19 protein-coding genes and 1 riboswitch are annotated in these 20,851 nt (G+C 60.5%); of the genes, 7 read left to right on the top strand and 12 right to left on the bottom strand.

Going from position 1 to position 20,851, the window contains the following annotated elements; all coding sequences use genetic code 11:
• Positions 1-13 precede the first annotated feature (13 nt).
• Entirely contained in the window at positions 14-466 is a 453-nt protein-coding gene (locus K5R88_RS23755; protein WP_008027902.1) for a DUF1249 domain-containing protein, read from the bottom strand.
• Entirely contained in the window at positions 457-1,074 is a 618-nt protein-coding gene (locus tag K5R88_RS23750) for an NUDIX domain-containing protein (RefSeq protein WP_226298474.1), read from the bottom strand. The genes K5R88_RS23755 and K5R88_RS23750 overlap by 10 nt, the downstream gene beginning before the upstream one ends.
• Before the next feature lie 229 nt (positions 1,075-1,303).
• Between K5R88_RS23750 and K5R88_RS23745 the strand changes: the two genes are divergently transcribed.
• Positions 1,304-2,050 carry an RsiV family protein gene (locus K5R88_RS23745; RefSeq protein WP_008040407.1) on the top strand — a complete coding sequence of 249 codons (747 nt, stop codon included), beginning with the start codon at positions 1,304-1,306 and terminating at the stop codon, positions 2,048-2,050.
• Here K5R88_RS23745 and cytX read toward each other — a convergent pair.
• Together cytX and thiC are read right to left on the bottom strand one after the other, a co-directional pair.
• Positions 2,019-3,311: a putative hydroxymethylpyrimidine transporter CytX gene (gene cytX / locus K5R88_RS23740; protein WP_226298473.1), complete on the bottom strand. Its 1,293-nt coding sequence runs from the start codon at positions 3,309-3,311 to the stop codon at positions 2,019-2,021. The two genes, K5R88_RS23745 and cytX, sit on opposite strands and share 32 nt — an antisense overlap.
• Positions 3,312-3,442: 131 nt before the next feature.
• A complete protein-coding gene (thiC, locus tag K5R88_RS23735; protein ID WP_008027894.1) occupies positions 3,443-5,332 on the bottom strand; it encodes a phosphomethylpyrimidine synthase ThiC in 1,890 nt (629 codons plus the stop codon).
• 163 nt (positions 5,333-5,495) lie between these two features.
• Positions 5,496-5,601, bottom strand: a riboswitch (TPP riboswitch).
• 192 nt (positions 5,602-5,793) lie between these two features.
• Here thiC and K5R88_RS23730 point away from each other — a divergent pair.
• Entirely contained in the window at positions 5,794-7,233 is a 1,440-nt protein-coding gene (locus K5R88_RS23730; protein WP_008027893.1) for a TolC family outer membrane protein, read from the top strand.
• 126 nt (positions 7,234-7,359) lie between these two features.
• Here K5R88_RS23730 and waaA read toward each other — a convergent pair whose 3' ends face one another.
• Positions 7,360-8,637, bottom strand: coding sequence for a lipid IV(A) 3-deoxy-D-manno-octulosonic acid transferase (gene waaA, locus K5R88_RS23725; protein ID WP_226298472.1), 1,278 nt, complete (start codon positions 8,635-8,637; stop codon positions 7,360-7,362).
• On the bottom strand, positions 8,630-9,550 hold the full coding sequence (locus tag K5R88_RS23720; protein ID WP_008027889.1) for a LysR family transcriptional regulator: 921 nt from the start codon (positions 9,548-9,550) through the stop codon (positions 8,630-8,632). The genes waaA and K5R88_RS23720 overlap by 8 nt, the downstream gene beginning before the upstream one ends.
• Positions 9,551-9,652: 102 nt before the next feature.
• On the opposite strand from K5R88_RS23720, the gene K5R88_RS23715 reads away from it, so the two are divergent.
• The 4 genes from K5R88_RS23715 (at position 9,653) to K5R88_RS23700 (ending at position 13,174) form a co-directional block, all read left to right on the top strand.
• Positions 9,653-9,985, top strand: coding sequence for a DMT family transporter (locus tag K5R88_RS23715; protein ID WP_008027887.1), 333 nt, complete (start codon positions 9,653-9,655; stop codon positions 9,983-9,985).
• A 202-nt stretch (positions 9,986-10,187) separates the two neighbouring features.
• Entirely contained in the window at positions 10,188-11,363 is a 1,176-nt protein-coding gene (locus K5R88_RS23710; RefSeq protein WP_192226910.1) for an NAD(P)/FAD-dependent oxidoreductase, read from the top strand.
• Entirely contained in the window at positions 11,360-12,172 is an 813-nt protein-coding gene (locus K5R88_RS23705; RefSeq protein ID WP_008040399.1) for an aldo/keto reductase, read from the top strand. The genes K5R88_RS23710 and K5R88_RS23705 overlap by 4 nt, the downstream gene beginning before the upstream one ends.
• 33 nt (positions 12,173-12,205) lie before the next feature.
• Positions 12,206-13,174 (top strand): hypothetical protein, encoded by a 969-nt coding sequence (locus K5R88_RS23700; RefSeq protein WP_008040396.1) that lies wholly within the window; start codon positions 12,206-12,208, stop codon positions 13,172-13,174.
• A gap of 102 nt (positions 13,175-13,276) precedes the next feature.
• Here K5R88_RS23700 and hldE read toward each other — a convergent pair whose 3' ends face one another.
• The 4 genes from hldE to msbA all read right to left on the bottom strand — a co-directional run bounded on the left by hldE (position 13,277) and on the right by msbA (position 18,091).
• Complete coding sequence (gene hldE / locus K5R88_RS23695) at positions 13,277-14,701, bottom strand: bifunctional D-glycero-beta-D-manno-heptose-7-phosphate kinase/D-glycero-beta-D-manno-heptose 1-phosphate adenylyltransferase HldE (protein ID WP_226298471.1); 1,425 nt, start codon at positions 14,699-14,701, stop codon at positions 13,277-13,279.
• A 102-nt stretch (positions 14,702-14,803) separates the two neighbouring features.
• Positions 14,804-15,409 (bottom strand): adenylyl-sulfate kinase, encoded by a 606-nt coding sequence (gene cysC, locus K5R88_RS23690; RefSeq protein ID WP_192226909.1) that lies wholly within the window; start codon positions 15,407-15,409, stop codon positions 14,804-14,806.
• The gene (locus K5R88_RS23685) at positions 15,402-16,106 is read right to left on the bottom strand and encodes a sulfotransferase family 2 domain-containing protein (protein ID WP_223450894.1); all 705 of its coding nucleotides are present in this window, start codon (positions 16,104-16,106) and stop codon (positions 15,402-15,404) included. The genes cysC and K5R88_RS23685 overlap by 8 nt, the downstream gene beginning before the upstream one ends.
• 185 nt (positions 16,107-16,291) lie before the next feature.
• The gene (gene msbA / locus K5R88_RS23680; RefSeq protein WP_223450895.1) at positions 16,292-18,091 is read right to left on the bottom strand and encodes a lipid A export permease/ATP-binding protein MsbA; all 1,800 of its coding nucleotides are present in this window, start codon (positions 18,089-18,091) and stop codon (positions 16,292-16,294) included.
• A gap of 115 nt (positions 18,092-18,206) precedes the next feature.
• Here msbA and K5R88_RS23675 point away from each other — a divergent pair, with 115 nt between their 5' ends.
• A complete protein-coding gene (locus K5R88_RS23675; RefSeq protein WP_223450897.1) occupies positions 18,207-18,848 on the top strand; it encodes a toluene tolerance protein in 642 nt (213 codons plus the stop codon).
• A gap of 42 nt (positions 18,849-18,890) precedes the next feature.
• Here the strand turns inward: K5R88_RS23675 and K5R88_RS23670 are convergent, their stop codons facing one another.
• Together K5R88_RS23670 and K5R88_RS23665 are read right to left on the bottom strand one after the other, a co-directional pair.
• Positions 18,891-20,042 (bottom strand): O-antigen ligase domain-containing protein, encoded by a 1,152-nt coding sequence (locus K5R88_RS23670; protein WP_223450899.1) that lies wholly within the window; start codon positions 20,040-20,042, stop codon positions 18,891-18,893.
• A 4-nt stretch (positions 20,043-20,046) separates the two neighbouring features.
• Entirely contained in the window at positions 20,047-20,814 is a 768-nt protein-coding gene (locus K5R88_RS23665) for a glycosyltransferase family 2 protein (RefSeq protein ID WP_223450901.1), read from the bottom strand.
• Positions 20,815-20,851: the final 37 nt, after the last annotated feature.

Below are 20,851 nucleotides of genomic sequence, written 5' to 3'. Positions count from 1 at the left end.
ACATCTAGCGAGCTCAACGCACAACGGCGTATTCGTGCCCACACGCCAGGCAATGGCTCAGCCATTCACCCAGGAACATGTTCAGCTGCGCCTTTTCGTCCGGCTGGTGCATCGAGGCGTTCGGGTAAGGATAGATCCCGCGAAAGCGTCGCGCATGTTCGGCGCTGACCACTTCGGCCATGCAGGCGTCGTGATAGACCTGCACTTCCAGTTGCGGCACCGGCAGCCACGGCAGGCTGTGTTCCTGACGCACTTGCAGGGTCGTGGTGTATGGACAGACCTGCAGCACTTCAAGGGCCAGCACGCCGAGCATCTGCTCGCCGTGGGTCACGGCAATGCGCCGCGCCGCCGGCTCGTTGCGCATGTCCGGCAGCAGTCGCATCAGGCGCGCGTAGTTGGCCTCGCAAGAGGCTTGCAGCCCCACGAGGTCCACCCGGTAGCGATCGCGCAACTTGTTTACGACCATAACCCCCTCACTTCAGCGCGGTTCAAAGCTAACCATTGCAAGGCAATGATGCTGGCCGCGTTGGCAATTCGTCCGTCGCGTACGGCTTGCAGGGCATCCTCGAACGCCCAGACCGTGACGCGGATATCTTCTGCTTCTTCCTCCAGCCCATGCAGGCCGCCGACCCCGGTTGTCTCGCAACGCCCCAGGAACAAATGCACGAATTCATTGCTGCCACCCGGCGATGGAAAATACTTGGTCATCGGCCAGAGCGCCCCGAATACAAGCCCAGCTTCCTCCTGCGCTTCGCGGTGAGCAACTTCTTCCGGCACTTCATCCTTGTCGATCAGACCAGCGACCAGTTCAATCAGCCAGGGATTGTCGGTCTTGCCCATGGCGCCGACGCGAAACTGCTCGATCAACACCACTTCATCGCGCTGCGGATCGTAGGGCAACACGCAGACCGCATCGTGGCGAACAAACACTTCACGATTGATTTCGCGGCTCATGCCACCGGCGAACAACTCGTGGCGCAAGTGCACGCGATCGAGCTTGTAAAAACCCTCGTAGCACTTTTCGCGCCGAACGATATCAACGGCGATCGGAATGGCGTTGGCAAAATCAGTCATGACAATCCTCGTTTACTGCTAGTCCGATCCGAGGCTCCTTTTGGTTACTTGCAACCTCGACTTCGCGCCATCCTAACGCGCCCGCGCCGTTTGATGCAGCCCCTTTCCAGTCAGCGGGATAGACGGTGAGGGCGAAACCAACTCTAATTAGCTTAGTGGCGAACTGACTGCTTCGTTGAGAGTCGAAGCGGATAACTTTTTGCCTTTCCCTGTTTTACGAAGGACGCCCATGTCGCTTTTTAAAATCGCCTCCGTGGCCGCAATCGCCCTGACCCTGGGCGCTTGCCAAAGCCTGTTCCAGCCCAACTACCGGGCGCCGCTGGAGACTACCCGCGATGCTTCCGAACAGCTGAAACCGGGTTGCACGACACCTGACTGCCCGCTGGTGAACATCGATACGCTGCGCTTTCCCGCCGAGCCGCAGTTGGACGGCATTGTCGAAAAACGTCTGCTGCAAATGACCCGCACCTCGCCCGATGCCCCGGTGGCACCGACGCTGGCGGCCTATCGCGATGAGTTTTTGCGCACCGCCGGCCCGCGCTACAGCAGTTACTTGCAAGCCAAGGTACGTGAGCAGCATGACGGCTTGGTGATCGTCGAATTTTCCAGCTACCTGGACACCGGCGGTGCACATGGCACGCCGGGCCGCAGCTTCATCAACTATTCGCGCCAGCAGCATAAAGTGCTGACCTTGTCCGACATGTTGGTGCCAGGTCAGGAAGAGGCGTTCTGGAAAGCGGCGCAGGTTGCGCACAACAGCTGGCTGATCAGCACCAAGCTCGATCAGGAACCGGAGTTCGTGAAGAGCTGGCCGTTCCAGAAAACCCAGAACATAGCGCTGACCTACGGCGGGGTGATCCTCAAGTACGACGTGAGCACCATCGCGCCTTACGCGCTGGGCCACGTCGAACTGAAGATCCCTTACCCTCGCCTGAACGGCATCATCAAGCCCGAGCTGTTTCCCGGCCGTAACTGAAGGCCCGACCCAGCACGAGTTGCAACAGCCCTGCCAGAATCAACGACGGCAGGGTTGCGCCGATGTCCGGATACAGATTGGCCAGCAAGTGATAGGTGCTGACCCCGCCCAGCCAGGCGAGCAGCGCCGGCCAGCGCAATGCGGCTGACGCCACTTGAGCACTGCGTTTACGCAGGATGAAGTGATCCACGAGCACCACGCCGAACAGCGGCGCAAACACCGAACCGATCAACAGCAGGAAGTTCTGGTACTGGGCCAATGGCGCCAACAAGGCGATCAGGGTGCAGACCACACCGATGGCCAACGCCAGGTGTTCGACTTTCAAGCGCAGCAAAATCCCGCTGGAAACGGCCGCCGAGTGAATGTCGGCAAACGCGTTTTCCGACTCATCCAGCAGAATCAGCAGCAGCGGAATCCCCAGGCCGGCACCGGCCAACGCCAACAGCAAGGCATTCACTTCACCGCTCGGCGCGAACGCCAGGGTGTAAGCCACGCCCAGGCTCATCAGCCAGAAATTACCGATAAAGAAGCCAATCGCCGTCCCGCCGAACACGTTTTTCGCACGCTTGCCGAAACGCGAGTAGTCGGCGATCAGCGGCAGCCACGACAGCGGCATCGCGATGGCAATGTCGAAGCCCACGGCGAACGGCATCGAACCGTCACCGGCCTGCGCCCACAACGCCGCCAGATCGGCTTTGGCGAACAGGTTCCAGGTCAGCCAGATGCACGCGGCCAGCAGCAGCCAGATGCCCCATTTGCGCAGGATCTGGCGCACGAAGGTCAACGGACCGCTGACGGCCAGCAAGGTCGCCAAGGCACCGAAGAACAACGTCCAGAGCAGCGGACTGGAGAACAGACTGCCTTCGCTGAACGCACGCGCGCCGAGCAGGCTGGCAGCGTCGCGCATGACGATGATTTCAAACGAGCCCCAACCGATCAGTTGCAGCAGGTTCAGCACCGTTGGCAGGCTCGCGCCTTTCGCACCGAGGCTGAGTTTGAGCGCGGCCATCGATGACAGGCCGGTGTCACTGCCGATCACGCCGACAGCGGCCAGAAGCAGAACGCCGACCAGCGTGCCGAGAAAGATCGCCAGCAGCGAACCGGACAGGCCAAGACCTGGCGCGAGCAATGCGCCGGTCTGCAAAACCATCAGGCCGATGCCGAGGGAGAACCACAGGGAAAACAGATCGCGGCCGCCGAAGACACGTTTGTCGGTCGGCACCGCGATGTCGGGTGAATAAGTGCTGGGTTGAATGCTCAAGGGTGTTATCTCAGAGGAACATTTGTTGTTGTGTGGATCGCTATCGCCAGCAGGCTGGCTCCCACAGGGGAAATGTGGGAGCCAGCCTGCTGGCGATGGGGCCTGTGCAGGCCCCACCCTTTCAGGTCAGATCAAACCTTCTTGTACAGCTGACTGCCTTCCTGCTTGAACCGCTCTGCCTGTTCCGCCAATCCCCGGGCGACTTCGGCGTCGACGGTCTCGATGCGCTGGTTGGCCGCGTACTCGCGGACTTCCTGGGTGATTTTCATCGAGCAGAATTTCGGCCCGCACATCGAACAGAAATGCGCGACCTTGGCCGAATCCTTCGGCAAGGTTTCGTCGTGATACGAACGTGCGGTGTCCGGATCGAGGCCCAGGTTGAACTGGTCTTCCCAACGGAACTCGAATCGCGCCTTGCTCAAGGCATTGTCGCGAATCTGCGCGCCCGGGTGCCCCTTCGCCAGATCGGCGGCATGCGCGGCGATCTTGTAAGTGATGATCCCGGTCTTCACGTCATCCTTGTTCGGCAGGCCCAAATGTTCCTTCGGCGTCACGTAGCAGAGCATCGCGCAACCGAACCAGCCGATCATCGCCGCACCGATACCCGAGGTGATGTGGTCGTAGCCTGGCGCGATGTCAGTGGTCAGCGGGCCGAGGGTGTAGAACGGCGCCTCGTCGCAGCACTCGAGCTGCTTGTCCATGTTCTCTTTGATCAACTGCATCGGCACGTGGCCCGGGCCTTCGATCATGGTTTGCACGTCGTGCTTCCACGCGATCTTGGTCAGCTCGCCGAGGGTTTCCAGCTCACCGAATTGCGCGGCGTCGTTGGCGTCGGCAATCGAGCCCGGACGCAGGCCGTCGCCCAGCGAGAAGCTGACGTCGTAGGCCTTCATGATTTCGCAGATCTCTTCGAAATGCGTGTAGGCGAAGTTTTCTTTGTGGTGCGCCAGGCACCACTTGGCCATGATCGAACCGCCACGGGAAACGATGCCGGTCACACGTTTGGCGGTCAGCGGCACGTAGCGCAGCAGCACGCCGGCGTGGATGGTGAAGTAATCGACGCCCTGTTCGGCCTGTTCGATCAGCGTGTCGCGGAACAGCTCCCAGGTCAGGTCTTCGGCAGCGCCGCCGACTTTTTCCAGGGCCTGATAAATCGGCACGGTGCCGATCGGCACTGGCGAGTTGCGGATGATCCACTCGCGGGTTTCATGAATGTGCTTGCCGGTGGACAAGTCCATGATGTTGTCCGCGCCCCAGCGGATGCCCCAGGTCAGTTTCGCCACTTCTTCTTCGATGGACGAACCCAGTGCGCTGTTGCCGATGTTGCCGTTGATCTTCACCAGGAAGTTACGGCCGATGATCATCGGTTCCAGTTCGGTGTGGTTGATGTTGGCCGGGATGATCGCGCGACCGCGGGCGATCTCTTCACGAACGAATTCGGGGGTGATGATTTTCGGCACGCTGGCGCCGAAGCTGTGGCCAGCGTGTTGCTGATCCAGCAGGCCAGCGGCACGGGCGACTTCAAGCTTCATGTTTTCGCGGATGGCGACGAATTCCATCTCGGGCGTGATGATGCCCTGACGCGCGTAGTGCATTTGCGTGACGTTGCCACCGGCCTTGGCGCGGCGCGGGTTGTTCACGTGAGCGAATCGCAGCTTGGTCAGCTCCGGATCGGCGAGGCGTTCCTTGCCGAAGTTCGAGCTGAGGCCGGGCAGACGCTCGGTGTCGCCACGGGCTTCGATCCACGGCGAGCGGATGTCGGCCAGGCCTTTGCGCACGTCGATGATCACGTTGGGGTCGGTGTACGGACCCGAGGTGTCGTACACGACAACCGGCGCGTTGATCTCACCGCCGAAGTCGGTCGGGGTCACATCAAGGCTGATTTCGCGCATCGGCACGAGGATGTCCGGGCGGGAGCCCTGAACGTAGATTTTTTGCGAGCGGGTAAACGGTTGAACCGATTGTTGATCGACTTGGGCCGAGTCACTCAGGTTCGTTATGTTTTTTGGTTTTATCGTCATCACGGGCTCTCCGAACACATCCAGGCAGTGGATTTTTGTCGGAGCGAACCTGTAATCGAATGGACGCACGGGCGCTGGGAAAACCAGCAGTGCTGTGCTCAGTGCTCGAGGGGTGTTCGATTGTCGAACAACATCCCGGACGAAGCACAAGAGGACTCGCCGGGTGACGAGAAATCTTGTTCCCTACGCAGGCGCTAACCTGATCAGGTTCAACGGGATCCGAAATTATTCGATCTCAGCCTCATAGCAAGGCACCCCGACAAGAACCCGGCCAGTCTAGACACAACTGACAAAGAACGCCAACACCGCAGTAAACACCATGATGAATGGCGCAATCAGACGATTGTTGCCGCACGTATGCGCAACTACACTCGCAACGGCCATGTCGCGCATTGACGCTGAGTGGGCTGCGCCGTACCTTTGGCGCTCAAATTATCAGTGTAATTTTTAGGGATGGCCTCATGCTGCGCAAACTCTCACTGGCCCTTGCCGTGTCTTGTGCTTCCAATGGAATGGCCTGGGCAGCAGAAGCGCCCTTATCGACCAAGACCGATCTGGTCAGCGTCTACCAGGAAGCGGTGGACAACAACGCCGACCTGGCCGCCGCCCGCGCCCAATACGGCGCGCAGAAAGAAGTCGTGCCCCAGGCGCGCGCCGGCTTGCTGCCGAATATTTCCGGTGGCGCCCAGTTGGCCAACGTGCGCACCGATATCGATCAACCGTCGTCCGTTGCCAACCGTAGCGCCAATTCCTATCAGGCAACGTTGGCTCAGCCTTTGTTTCGTGCCGATCGCTGGTTCCAGTACCAGGCCGCCAAGGACGTCAATGAGCAAGCCGCCCTGCAACTCTCGGCGACCGAGCAAAACCTGATCCTGCAAACCGCCGAGGACTACTTCAACGTGCTGCGCAGCCAGGACAACCTGGCCTCGACCAAGGCTGAGGAAGCGGCATTCAAGCGTCAGCTCGACCAGTCCAACGAACGCTTCGATGTCGGCCTGTCGGACAAGACCGACGTGCTGCAATCGCAAGCCAGTTACGACACCGCACGGGCCAACCGGATCGTTGCGCAGCGTCAGGTGGATGATGCGTTTGAAGCGTTGATCACCCTGACCAACCGTCAGTACAACTCGATTCAGGGCATCGTCCACACCTTGCCGATCCTGCCGCCGGCACCGAACGACGCCAAGGCCTGGGTCGACACCGCCGCCAAACAGAACCTGAACCTGCTGGCCAGCAACTACGCGGTCAGCGCCGCCGAAGAAACCCTGAAGCAGCGCAAGGCCGGCCACGCACCGACGGTGGATGCGGTGGCCAAGTATGAGAAAGGCGATAACGATGCCTTGGGCTTCAGCAACCCGAACGGCTTCGGCCAGCCGTATGGTGGCCCCGTCGAGCAACGCACGCTGGCGCTGCAATTGAACATCCCGATCTACAGCGGCGGGCTGACCAGCTCGCAGGTTCGCGAGTCGTACTCACGCCTGGATCAGACCGAACAACAGCGTGAAGGCCTGCGTCGGCAAGTGGTGGAAAACACCCGCAACCTGCACCGCGCGGTGAACACCGATGTCGAGCAGGTGCAGGCGCGCAAGCAGTCGATCATCTCCAACCAGAGCGCGGTGGAAGCGACCGAAATCGGTTATCAGGTGGGCACGCGCAACATCGTCGATGTGCTCGACGCGCAGCGTCAGCTGTACACCTCGGTGCGCAATTACAACAACACCCGCTACGACTACATCCTCGACAACCTGCGCCTGAAGCAGGCCGCCGGCACGCTGAACCCGGGGGATTTGCAGGACCTCAAGCGCTATCTCAAGGCTGACTACAACCCGGACAAGGACTTCCTGCCACCGGACCTGGCCAAGGCTGCGGCTGAGCAGTTAAAGGCAAAACCGGGGCAGTAATAAACCGGCTCCTACAGATTCGTGGGGTGACGGCGCTTCTGGGTTCACGCAAAACCCGTAGGAGCCAGGCTTGCCGGCGAAGGCGATTTCAAGGAAGTCTTCGCCGGCAAGCCTGGCTCCTACAGGTCAGCGATTGATCAATCGATCCAACCCATCCAGCAACCGCTGCAACGCGCCCTGATTGGTGCGCATCACTTTCAGCCCCGCGTCTGCCATTCGCTGCGCATCGCGCGGCAATTCGAACAGTCGCTGCACCGCCAGCGCCAGCCCCTCGGCATCTTCCACTTCCTGCAATGCCCCGGCGCTGCGCAACTGCGCGGCGATTTCGAGGAAGTTGAACAGGTGCGGCCCACTCAGCACCGGTTTCGCCAGCGCGGCGGGTTCCAGCAAGTTATGGCCACCGTTCGGCACCAGACTGCCGCCGACAAAAGCGCTGTCGGCCAGGGCATACAAAAACAGCAACTCGCCCATGGTGTCGCCGAGCAACACCGACGTATCGGCGGTGACCGGTTCGCCGGAGGAACGACGCACCGTGGCGAAGCCCTGTTGCCTGCAAAGCTCGAACACCGCGTTGAAACGCTCCGGATGACGCGGCACCAGAATCAGCAACGTATCAGGATGACTGTCGAGCAGTTGACGATGCGCCGCCAGCACCACTTCGTCTTCACCGTCGTGAGTGCTGGCGGCGATCCACACCGGACGCTCCTGCGCCCGCCATTGCCCACGCAACTCGGTCGCACGCTGAAGCAGTTGCGGGTCGATGGTCAGGTCGAACTTGATCGAACCGGTCACCTCAACCGTTTCCGCACGGGCGCCCAAATCGCGGAAGCGCTGGGCCTCGGCTTCGGTCTGCACGGCGAACAGGCTCATTTCGGCGAGCATCGGCTGAGTCAATTTACCGAAGCGGCCATAGCCTTTGGCGGAACGCTCGGACAATCGTGCGTTGGCCAGCGCCACAGGAATCCCGCGTTTGGCGCATTGGTGTATGTGGTTTGGCCAGAGTTCGGTTTCCATGATCACCGCCAGAGTTGGCCGGACCCGATCAAGAAACCGCGCCGCCGCGCATGGCAAGTCGTAAGGCAAATAGCAGTGCTGGATGCGCGGCTCGTTGGCGAACAAGGCGTGGATGCGTTCGGAGCCCGTCGGCGTCATGCAGGTCACGGTGATCGGCAGTGCGGGATAACGTTGCAGCAACGCGCGAATCATCGGCGCTGCGGCAATGCTTTCGCCCACGGACACCGCGTGCACCCAGATGCCGCCCGGCTTCATCGCCGGCAGCCCGAAGGAGAAACGCTCGCCGATGCGTTTGGCATACGCCGGGGCCTTGCGCGAGCGCAGCCACAGCCGAATCGCTACCAGTGGCAGCCCCAGGTAAAACAGCGCGGTGTAGAGAGTTCTATTCATGGCGGCGGAGTTTATCGGTTTTTTCGCCGATCGCCTGCAAGTGCACGGCAAAACGTTCCGCCAGCCAACGGGCCGCCGGGCCGAGCGGTTCATCGCGGCGCCAGACCAGCTCCACCACCAACGCCGGCGGCGTCCATTCGCTGGCCAGTTCGACCATCAACCCCTGATACGCCGGATACTGCACCACGTGCCGTGGCAACCAGGCCCAGCCGAGGCCACGCACCAGCCATTCGGCCATCACGTAGAAACTGTCGGCCCGCCAGACCTGCGGGCTGGCCGGCTCGCTGCCGGGATACACGCTGGACTGGGTCGACATCAGCAACTGCCGATGCTGCGCCAGTTGCTGACAATCGACCGGAGCCTGCGTTGCCAATGGATGCCCGACGCCGCACACCGTGACCATTTCGACGCTGCCCAGCACTCGCCGTTCGAGCGCCTCGGGAATCTGATCGTGATAAAACAACAAACCGAGATCGGCCCGACGCTCCACCAGTTTGCGCGCCACATCGCCCTGGGCAGCACTGGTCAATTGCACTTCAAGGCTGGGAAACTGTTTCGCCAGGGCTTCGAAACTTTCAATGATCGGCTGATACGGCATCGCCTCATCCTGAGCCACGCGCAGGCGAGCTTCCTGCCCGCGCGTCATTGCCAGCGCCCGACCATTCAGGCGCTCGCATTGACGCAGCACTTCCCGCGCCTCATCCAGCAACGCATTGCCGGCCTCAGTGAGTTTGGGCTGCCGGCCGCTGCTGCGGTCGAACAGGCTCACACCCAGGTCTTCTTCCAACAGCGCTATCGAACTGCTGACCGCCGACTGCGCCTTGCGCTGGTCCCGCGCCACAGCGGAAAACGATCGCTGCTCGGCAACGCTGACGAACAAACGCAACTGCTCCAGATTCCATTGAATGTTCATGGCTAACCCATCTCCCGCACAGATAGGTAATGACTTTACCCCATCTGAGCAACCTCTAAAATGCCGACCTCATAAAGCAACACTTCACACGAGGATGCACCCATGACCGCTTACTACTACCTGGCCATCGCCATCTGCGCCGAAGTGATCGCCACTGTTTCGATGAAAGCGGTCAAAGGCTTCAGCACACCGTTGCCGCTGATTCTGGTGATCGTCGGTTATGGCATTGCCTTCTGGATGCTGACGCTGGTGGTGCGCAGCGTGCCGGTGGGTGTGGCGTACGCGGTGTGGGCCGGCATGGGGATCGTGATGGTCAGCGTCGCGGCGCTGTTTATCTACGGGCAGAAGCTGGATGTACCGGCGATGCTCGGGATGGCGCTCATCGTGCTTGGCGTTGTGGTCATCCAGCTCTTCTCCAAAACCGCCGGCCACTAAGACCTGAAACACAATCCATTGTAGGGGCGAGCCTGCTCGCGATTGCGGTATGTCAGCCAACATCTCCGCTGAATGTACCGCCCTCATCGCGAGCAGGCTCACTCCCACAGGATTTGTGTCTGGCTATGGATTGATTGCCAGCAAAACCTCCATTCTTCGAGTCTGTATACTGCGCCCTCGTCTTGAACACTGAGGTCGCTGCATGCCATCCGTTATTTCCACCGACGTTTTGATTGTCGGCGCTGGTGTCGCCGGCCTCTGGCTGAACGCGCGCCTGCGCCGCCAGGGTTTTTCGACCGTGTTGGTGGAAAGCGCCACCCTCGGTGGCGGGCAGAGCCTGAAGTCCCAAGGCATCATCCACGGCGGCGCCAAGTACGCGCTGCATGGCGCCCTGACCGGCGCCTCGGAAGCCATCGCCGACATGCCGCGCCGCTGGCGTGAAGCCCTGGCCGGTGACGGTGAACTGGATTTGTCCGGTGTGCGCCTGTTGTCCGAAGCCCATTACCTCTGGTCCCCCGGCACGATCGCCGGCAACCTCACCAGCTTCTTCGCCAGCAAAGCCGTGCGCGGCCGCGTCGATCAGGTCAAGGGCGACCAATTGCCACCCGCCCTGCAAGACAAGCGCTTCAAGGGCAAGGTCTATCGCCTGGCAGAACTGGTGATCGACGTGCCGAGCCTGATTCAGCGCCTCGCCGACCTGGCCGGTGACGGCTTGCTCGCCGGGAAAACGATCGAGCCGTTGCTGGACGCTGGCGTTCTGGTCGGCCTGAAGGTCGACGAGCGTGAAATCCGCGCCCAACGCATCATCTTGAGTGCCGGTGCCGGGACGGCAGCGCTACTCGAAGCACTGGGGCTGACCAAGCCCGCCATGCAACGTCGACCGCTGCACATGATCATCGCCAAAGGCCCCGGCCTCAAACCGCTGTACGCCCATTGCCTGGGTGGCGGCACCAAGCCGCGCATCACCGTGACCACCCATCCGGCCGCCGATGGCCAATGGGTCTGGTACCTGGGTGGCGATATCGCCGAGGCCGAAGGGGTTGCCCGCGAACCCGCCGAGCAAATTGCCACCGCGCAAAAAGAACTCGGCCAGTTGCTGCCATGGATCGACTTGAGTACCGCGCAATGGGCGACCTTGCGCGTGGACCGCGCCGAGCCGCTGCAATCGGGCCTGACGCGCCCCGACAACGCCTTCCTTGCCGAAGAAGGCCGTTTGCTGGTCGGCTGGCCGACCAAACTGGCGCTGGCGCCGGACTTTGCCGACCGCGTCATCAGCTCATTGCAACGTGACGGCATCCAGCCAAGCCATCCCGCGCCGCTGCCCGAGTTGCCGAAGCCGCCGATGGGCGTCCCGGCCTGGGAGCAACTGCTGCCATGAGCCAACCGACCCTGCACGACTTGCATCGCCCGCTGGGCAGCACCGGCCTGATGGTTTCGCCCCTGGGTTTGGGCACCGTCAAACTCGGTCGCGATCAAGGCGTGAAATACCCCAACGGCTTCCAGATCCCCGACGATGACGAAGCGCGCATGCTGCTCAAACTCACGCGCGACCTGGGCATCAACCTGATCGACACCGCCCCGGCCTATGGCCGCAGTGAAGAACGACTCGGCCCGTTGTTACGCGGTCAACGCCAGGACTGGGTGATCGTCAGCAAGGTCGGCGAAGAATTTGCCGACGGCCTGTCCCGCCACGATTTCAGCGCCGCGCATACCCGGCTCTCGGTGGAACGCAGCCTGCAACGTCTGGAAACCGATTTTATCGATCTGGTGCTGGTGCACTCCGACGGCAACGACCTGGCGATCCTCAACGACAGCGAAGTCTACGCAACCCTCGCCGCGCTCAAGGCCGAAGGCAAGATTCGTGGCTATGGTTTCTCCGGCAAAACCGTAGAAGGCGGTTTGAAGGCTCTGGAACAAGGTGATTGCGCGATGGTCACCTACAATCTGAACGAACGGAACGAGAAGCCGGTCATTGACTATGCTGCTGATCACGGCAAAGCCATCCTGGTCAAAAAAGCCCTCGCCAGCGGTCACGTCTGCCTGAGTCCAGGCGTGGATCCGGTGCGCGCCAGTTTCGAGTTGTTGTTTGAACATCCGGGGGTGGCCAGTGCTATTGTCGGGACCATCAATCCGCTGCACCTCGCCCACAACGTCGCGACCGTTGCCCAGGTCCTACGTAGCAACTGATGCCGCCCCACGCGGCCTTAAGCAGGAGCCGACATGCCGCGTACGCTCATTAGAAAGAACCCGAGCAACTTCAAGACCCTGCCGTTATTCGTCGAAGCGACTCCCGAAGGCCTGAGTTATCAAAGCGTCGGGATGCCGCTGAATTTTTCCCAGACGTTGCAACGTCGCCGTCCGGTGACAGTGGCTGACAGCGAACGGTTCGCCGTGGAGCTGGCCAATCTCGGGGTTTCGGTGCGCCTGACCCTGCATTGGCAGAACCGCGATTACTGGGTGTTGGTACGTCAGCGTCGGCAAGACCGTGGCGACGTGGTGCTCAAGCTGATCTCCGGTTACGTGCCGGCCCACGAACTGAACCTGCCGCTGCACACCGCCATCCAGGAAATTGCCGAAGAGTGCCTGCTGGAAACGCCGGAAGGCTGGCTCGGCGGGCGTTTCAACGACACCTGGTTACCAGCGCCCTACTCCGCCGCGCTGCACTATCGCGAGGCGTTGCCGTTTCGATTGACGCCGCTATCCGGCTCGGCGCGGCCGGTGCGCTGCGCCAACCTGCAGTTGATCGAACGACCGCGCGCCTACGTGCACCTGCCGACCGCGTCGCTGCAACTGATCTATGACTTGCGCCTGGACGTGCCCAAGGAAGCCAAATCCCTGAGCCTGTTTCATGTCGACGAACGACTGGAGGGCGATCAACTGGTGGCCCGCCTCGACCGCAAGCGCCCCGACTTGTACCTGATGCCGTTGCAGGACGGCCAGCCGATGGCCGAGTTGTATACCCTGAAAAAGGATCACCTTTACCCGGCGAGCACACGCGGATTGTATCTGGCAGAGAGCTTTGCCCAGCAGCAAGGCTGGCTGGTGCGCGATGAGCGGATTCGCTGGAAGGATTGGGTGCGCCAGCAAGGCTTGAACCCGCCGGGGAAAGATTCCGGTTTGGCGCGGTTGCGCGGGAAGGCGAAGCAATTGCTGAAAAAGATTGTGCCGCGCAAGAAGGTCAGTTCTTAAAAGCAAAAAATCGCAGCCTCGTTTCACTCGACAGCTCCTACAGGGAATCGCATTCCAATGTAGGAGCTGTCGAGTGAAACGAGGCTGCGATCTCTTATGGTGTCACTCGGACTTGCGGATTTTCTCGACTATTGCGGTAGTCGAGCTGTTTGCCACCAGCCCCAAGACTTTCACGGTCCCGCCGTAGGCGGTCACGATGTCAGCGCCGACCACTTGGTCGATCCCGTAGTCCCCACCCTTGACCAGCACGTCCGGCTTGACCTTGCGCAGCAGGTTTTCCGGGGTGCCTTCAGGGAAGCTGATCACCCAATCCACCGCACCAAGACCTGCCAGCACCGCCATGCGACGGTCGACGCTGTTGATCGGACGACCCGGCCCTTTCAGGCGGCTGACCGAAGCATCGTCGTTGACCGCAACGATCAGACGATCGCCTTGAGCGCGCGCCTGTTCGAGGTACGTCACGTGGCCGGCGTGCAGGATGTCGAAGCAGCCATTGGTGAAGACGATCTTCTCTTTATGCGCACGCGCATCGTCGACCGCCAGCAACAACTGCTCAAGACCCAGAACACCGCGCTCGGAACCTTCTTCACGCTGGATGGCACGACGCAGTTCCGGGGCACTGATGGCCGCCGTACCGAGCTTGCCGACAACGATGCCTGCCGCCAGGTTGGCCAGGGCCACGGCGTGAGGCAATTCCTCGCCCGCGGCAATCGCCGCCGCCAGGGTGGAAATCACGGTATCGCCGGCACCGGTCACGTCGAACACTTCACGTGCCCGAGCCGGCAGGTGCAACGCCGGATGATCCGGGCGCAACAGGGTCATGCCGTGTTCGCCGCGGGTCACCAGCAACGCGCCGAGGTCGAGGTCGTGCATCAGCTGCGCGCCCTTGCTCACGAGTTCATGCTCATCGGCGCAACCGCCGACGATGGTCTCGAATTCGCTGAGGTTCGGAGTGATCAGGCTCGCACCCCGGTAGATCGAGAAATCCTTGCCCTTGGGATCGGCCAGCACCGGAATGCCACGGGCACGGGCGGCCTGGATCAGCACTTGATGATTTCTCAATGCGCCTTTGCCGTAGTCGGACAGCACCAGCACCTTGATGCCTTCGAGCAGTTCATCGACTTGCTCGCTGAGCGCCAACGCGTCGGTGGCGAAGGGTTCTTCAAAGTCGATACGCAGCAGTTGCTGGTGACGGCTCATGACCCGCAGCTTGACGATGGTCGGCTGGTGCGCGATGCGCTGGAACAACGCCCGTACGCCAGCGCCCTTGAGGCTGTTGGCCAGGCTGTCGGCGGCTTCATCGTCGCCGGTCACGCCGACCAGTGAGGCCGGTGCGCCGAGGGCGGCAATGTTCAGGGCAACGTTCGCGGCACCGCCCGGGCGGTCCTCGATTTGCTCGACTTTGACGACGGGTACCGGCGCCTCAGGGGAAATCCGTGAGGTACCACCATGCCAGTAACGGTCGAGCATGACATCGCCGACCACCAAGACAGGGGCTTGATCGAATCGCGGCATGGACAACTTCATGGAGCAACCCACATACAGAATGAACAGGGGCGGGATATTAACACAGGGTTGGCGTGGGCTTGTGTGGCGGCTGCAACGGGATGATTCTGCAGGGTTTATTGCTCATTTATTGAGCAATAAACCCGATAACCGCCGGCAAGCGTCTGCCATCTCCAGCGTTTGCGTGTCGATTTCACACTCGGCACACAACGGTGCCTCGTAGGGACTGTCGATCCCCGTGAAATCCTTGATCCGTCCTTGCCGGGCCGCCCGGTACAAGCCTTTTGGGTCGCGCTGCGCGCACACCGCGAACGAGGTGCTCACATACACTTCGATAAAATCGCCCTCGGCGAACAGGCGCCGCGCCGCTTCACGCTCGGCCCGAAACGGCGAAATCGCCGCAACAATCACGATCAGGCCGGCATCGACCATCAGCCTCGCCACCTCGGCCATGCGCCGGATATTTTCCCGACGACACTCAGCCCCCATCCCCAGGTCACGGCACAGACCGGCGCGCAGATTGTCACCATCGAGCACAAAGGTATGCCGCCCGAGTTCGTTGAGTTGCAGCTCCAGAGCATTGGCCAGCGTTGACTTGCCCGCACCGGACAACCCCGTCAGCCAGAGGCAGCGCGGCCGCTGCGATTTGATTGCGGCACGGTCGTTGATCGACAGCGACAACGCATAAGGCCTGATCCCGGGGACTGACATCGACAGCGCCTCATTCATAACCGAGCATCTCGTAATCGCGCTGGTACACCCGCCGTACCAACCGGCGGGTGCGCACCGAGCAGAAGTCACGGGCAGGCGCCGTGCGCCGCTGCTGCGAGCTGTTGATGTGCGGCAGCGGCACCGCGTCGCCCACCTGCTCGCACACGCGCTGAAAGTCGCGCTCCAGATGCTCCTGATAGCCAATGAAATCCAGCGCCAGGTGCCCGAAGGAATCGGTGAGAAAATCCGTTTGCGCAGCGAAATGCAGCTGCCGGTGGATCGTTTCCGGGTGCAGCCAACGTGCGACAAAATCGTCGAAATCGCGGTAGTGGCTGACCATTTTTTGCGCGGGTCGGTCGCGCAGGCTCAGCTCGTTGCCCCGCAGAAAAGCGTAGGCCGAGTACGCCCTTTCCAGCGGATCGCGAACAAAAGCAAACTTGAAACTGTCGGCAAACTGCTCGGGAAATTGCTGTTCGTACCAGTACAAGGGCAAGTGCCCCGGGCTCCAGCCATCGAACAGCGCCGCACAGACGCTGCTCCCGGCGCATTTGGGGACGTGAATGAACAGACAGGAACGCTGTGTGAAAGGCCGGGGAAAGCACAGGTTGGCCGACATCGACCGATTGACCACCTGACGGTCCACGACCGACAGGCGCCCCAGCAAGAATTGCCGTTGCGTCTTGGGCAACAGCTTCCAGAGATAACGTTGCAACATTGCAGCACCCGCGCGAAGGGGATGGCCCCCTCGATTGAAGTCAAAGTTCGTTCAGGAACCTTAACAAGCGCGTTGCCGAGATTTATTCAGGTTTGGTCAAGAAAGGTAAAGGTCTGGATACAATTCACCGGACGCATTGCACGTCGATGAGCGCGAGGGTGAGCCTGGCTCACCCTCGCGTCGGGTCAGGCGATGTTTTCTGCCGGCGCATCGAGCCCCATCGCATGCAGCCGCGAGTAGTAGCCGTTTTGTGCCAGGAGCTGGGCGTGGGTGCCGCGCTCGACAATTTCCCCATGGTCCATGACCAGGATCAGGTCTGCCTTCTCGATGGTCGACAAGCGGTGAGCGATCACCAGCGTGGTGCGACCTTTCATGACCTGATCCAGCGCCGCCTGAATGTGCCGCTCGGATTCGGTATCGAGCGCCGAGGTCGCCTCGTCGAGAATCAGCAACGGTGCGTTCTTCAACAAGGCCCGGGCAATCGCCAGACGCTGACGCTGACCACCGGACAGCAACACGCCGTTTTCGCCGACCTGAGTATCCAGGCCTTGCGGCATTTGCGAGATGAAGTCCATCGCATAAGCGTCCGTGGCGGCCTTTTCGATGTCTTCACGCGGCGCACCGGCAAGGTCGCCGTAGGCAATGTTGTTGGCAATGGAGTCGTTGAACAGGGTCACATGCTGCGTCACTTGCGCCACATGCCGACGCAGATTACGCAGACGGTAATCTTCGATTTCTACGTCATCGAGCAGGATCTCGCCGGTTTCATGGTGATAGAAACGCGGAATCAGACTGGCCAGGGTCGACTTGCCGCTGCCGGAACGCCCCACCAGCGCAATCATTTGCCCCGGCGCCGCGGTGAAGCTGATGTTCTTCAGCACTTCACGGTCGGTACCTGGGTAGGTGAAGCTCAGGTTACGCACTTCCAGGTGACCGCTGACGCGATCGCGCTCGACGGTGCCGGTGTCGACCTCAGGCTCGACGTCCAGTTGTTCGAAAATGCTTTCGGCACCGGCGACGCCTTTCTGGATGGTCGAACTGACTTCCGACAACTGGCGAATCGGTTTCGGCAACAGGCCGGCGGCGGTGATGTAGGCCACCAGGTCACCTGCGGTGGCATCACCGCGCAGGAACAACACGAGGAACATCAGCACTGCCATGGCGGTGTAGATCACCAACTGCAGCATCGGCGTGTAGACCGCGCCGGTCTTGGTCATGCGCAATTGCTTGTCGGTGTTGCCCTGACTGGCTTCGGCAAAGCGCCGCTCTTCGTAGCTTTCGCCGCCGAAGCTGCGCACCACTCGATAGCCCTGAATGGTTTCGGAGGCCACGTGTGTCACGTCGCCCATCGCCACCTGGATCTTCTTGCTTTGCTTGCGGAATTTCTTGCTCGCGCTGCTGACCATGACCGCGATGATCGGCAGGATCGCCAGCATCACCAGGGTCAGTTGCCAGTTCATCCACAACAGGTAACCAAACAGGAACACCACGGTCAGGCCTTCGCGAATGACCACTTTGATGGCATCCGTGGCAGCACCGGTGACCATGGTCACGTTAAAAGTGATGCGCGAAATCAGGTGCCCGGAGTTATGGGTGTCGAAATAGCGGTTGGGCAACACCAGCAATTTGTTGAACAGTTCGACGCGCAGGTCGTGAACCAGACCGAGGGAGACCTTGGCCAGGTAATAGTTGCCCAGGAACGACCCCAGGCCTTGCCATGCCGCGATCAGGATGATCAGCAGCGGCACAGCCATCAGCAACTGCAAGTCTTGCAGGTAGGGAACGTTCGGGAACAGCACCGCTTCGGGGTTGCTCAAGCCGTCGACGAAGTATTTGAGAATCCCGGCCAGCATCGGCTGTGTCGAGGCAAAAATCACGAAGCCAATGATACTGATGGCAAACAGGCCCCAGTACGGGCGCACATACGACAGCAGGCGCAGGTAAATCTTCAAGCTCGACGGCGCAGGCGAATCAGGGCTAGTCATGAGAACCCGTTGTATGAGAAAAGAGCCCGCGAGTGTAACACAGGCCATTTTAGTCGCTGAGCTGCGGTAATATGGCCGGCTATCCATGCCTCACGGCGTCGACCCCGGAGTATTGATGCAAGCGCTTGACCACACCCGATACCTCGCCCTGCGCGAGGGTGCACAAGTCCTTGAAGCGGATGGTTCGGGAGACAAGGTGCTGCGGTTGACGGACGGCTCGATCCTCAAGCTGTTCCGCCGCAAGCGTCTGTTGACGTCGGCCGCCTGGTATCCGTACGCCAAACGTTTTGCCGACAATTGTGATGCATTGCGTGAACGGCACATTCCCTGCCCGTCGATTCGTCAGGTCTACCGCATCGCAAGTATCGAGCGCGATGCCGTGCACTACGATCCGTTACCGGGTCAGACCCTGCGCCAGTTGCTGGACGACGAAGGCGACGCTGATCCGCTGCGCGGCCAGTTGGGGGCCTTCATGGCGACCCTGCATGAGCGCGGGATCTATTTCCGCTCGGCGCACCTGGGCAACATCGTGCTGACGCCCGAGCATCAATTGGGTTTGATCGACATTGCCGATATGCGGGTCTATCGCCGTCCGCTGCGCAAGACCCTGCGGCTGCGCAACTTCAAGCATATGGTGCGTTACCCGCAGGATCGCCAGTGGTTGCTCGACGATCACGGTGAGGTGTTCATGCAGAATTATGGCCAGACCCAGAGCGTTTGCTCTGCGGAAGAACTGAGCATCGCCCTGCAAAAATGATCTGGACACCTTCGCCTCCGGGGAGGAGGCGAAGGTCAGGCATTACGCCAGTGCCTGGCGTCGCGCTTTCAATACACGCGAGAGAATCATCGCCGAAGGCAGCAACACCAGCGGCCACAACTCGTCAGGGTTGCCGATCAGCAAACTTCCATCGAAGTTCAGCATCACCAACGCACACGCCAGATACATGCCCCAAGCATCACGCAGACGCCAGGCCTGCCAAAGTGAAGCCACCATCAGCGCGACAAACAACACCAGCGCCACCGCACCGCTGTAGAGCCCCAGCGCCACAAAAATATTGTGCGGATGCTGAATCGGCGTCATGCCCACGAGTAGCTGATCGGTGTGAAAACCGATGCCGCAGCCCAGCGTCCAGCCGCAACGGTGCCACTCGCCGACCATGATGTTAAAGATTTCGACGCGAGACGAATCGCCTCGGCTCAAGAGCGATTCGAACCAGAGCTCGTTGTGCACCACCCCGTACAAGCCCCACAGAGCCACCAGACCAATCACAATGATGCTGCCGATCAGGCGCGGTTTCTGGTGAAGACCATAAAGCAACCAGCAGCCGATGAGGAGCACGGCCCCCACCAATGCAGTACGCGTTTGCATGACGAAGATCACCGCGAACAGCGACAGGACGATACCCAGGCCAGCTTCAATCAGTTTTCGTTCTTTGAACCAGATGGGCAGCACCAATGCCAACGAGCAGAACAGCCAGATGCTCGCATAGATGATGTTCTGCAATCGTGCCGGCAGTAACGCCAGGCGGGCGCCGAACGGGAGCTCACCGCTGCTCCAGCTGTAGATCGCGCAAATGAAAATGTACAGCGTCAGGATCCAGAACTGCGCACGAGCAAACGCAAGGCTACGAAAGAACTGCGGATCGGTGAACGCACCGGCCACCATGATAAACATCAGCACATAAAAGATGTGCTTGAAGAACTGAGGTTCGCCGGCAATCGAAGCAGGCACCAGAAACCACAAAAGGAACGCCAGCCACCCCCACGCCAACGGCTGCTTGAGCAGGCCCGCGCCCTTTTCCTTGATCAGGAACACCAGGCCTGGCAAGACCATCAGTCCGTAGAACAGATTGTTGGTCCACTTCGATGACCAACCCACCACAAAACTCAACAGAAACAGGCAGAGCGCCAATCCAAAATACGACGTGAGGGTGATTTTTCCTGGCTTCATGCCGCTAAATTCCATTGACTGCCCAACCTATTGCCACACCGAGTATAAGGGCCACGACCAGCTTGATCCGATCGAGACGTTTACGCCGCAACTTGTTTTTGCGTTCCTGAGGAACCACCACATGCTCACCGAAACCGGTGTGCAGGACCGCATCGTTTTCCAGAATCAACGCATAGCGGTTTTCTTCGGCATACAGACGCGACAAGTCTTTCTCCCCGGAAAACGCGGCATACGGCGCATGAATCAGGTAATCCGCGCGACGGCGCAGCCCCGGGTTCAGGGAAAAGCCCTGCCAGTCGGCCTTGTGCGAGCCCAATACATAGTAGGGAATGCCATGGCTAACCTTGCGCTCGTTCAAAAACACATAAGGACTGTGAACCTTGAGGTCATGATTGAAGCTGCGCAGCCACACCTGCAAGGCTTGCGGATCTTCTTCCAGCAAGCATTGGGACTCTTCGATAAAGCCTTCGCGGTAGAAGTCCCAGTCGTCTTCGCAGTGGAAAATCCACGAGGTCTGCACCTCGGCATAGGCCGCATCGATGGACCGTAGCTGCCCCAGTCGCGGATTGTTGATGAAGAACCGGGTATGCGCCCGCCAGTGCTCCGGAATGCAGGCCTCGACGGCGCTGTCGCCGGAGTCTTCGGTAATGAATACCCTGCGGATGGGAGCCGTATTGAACCGGTCAAACGTCTCCAGGGTTCGCTTCAACAGATCGAAGCGACCGCAACTGGTGATGACGACCGAAATGTCGCTAGTCTCGCTGAACAGCATTTATTTACACCGCTCCATTAGTGGTTTTACCGCCGGC

Origin of the sequence: Pseudomonas sp. MM213 (assembly GCF_020423045.1) — a bacterium.
GTDB lineage: Bacteria > Pseudomonadota > Gammaproteobacteria > Pseudomonadales > Pseudomonadaceae > Aquipseudomonas > Aquipseudomonas migulae.
Note: the sequence above shows the minus strand (reverse complement) of the source record. Positions and strands in the feature narration are given on the sequence as shown.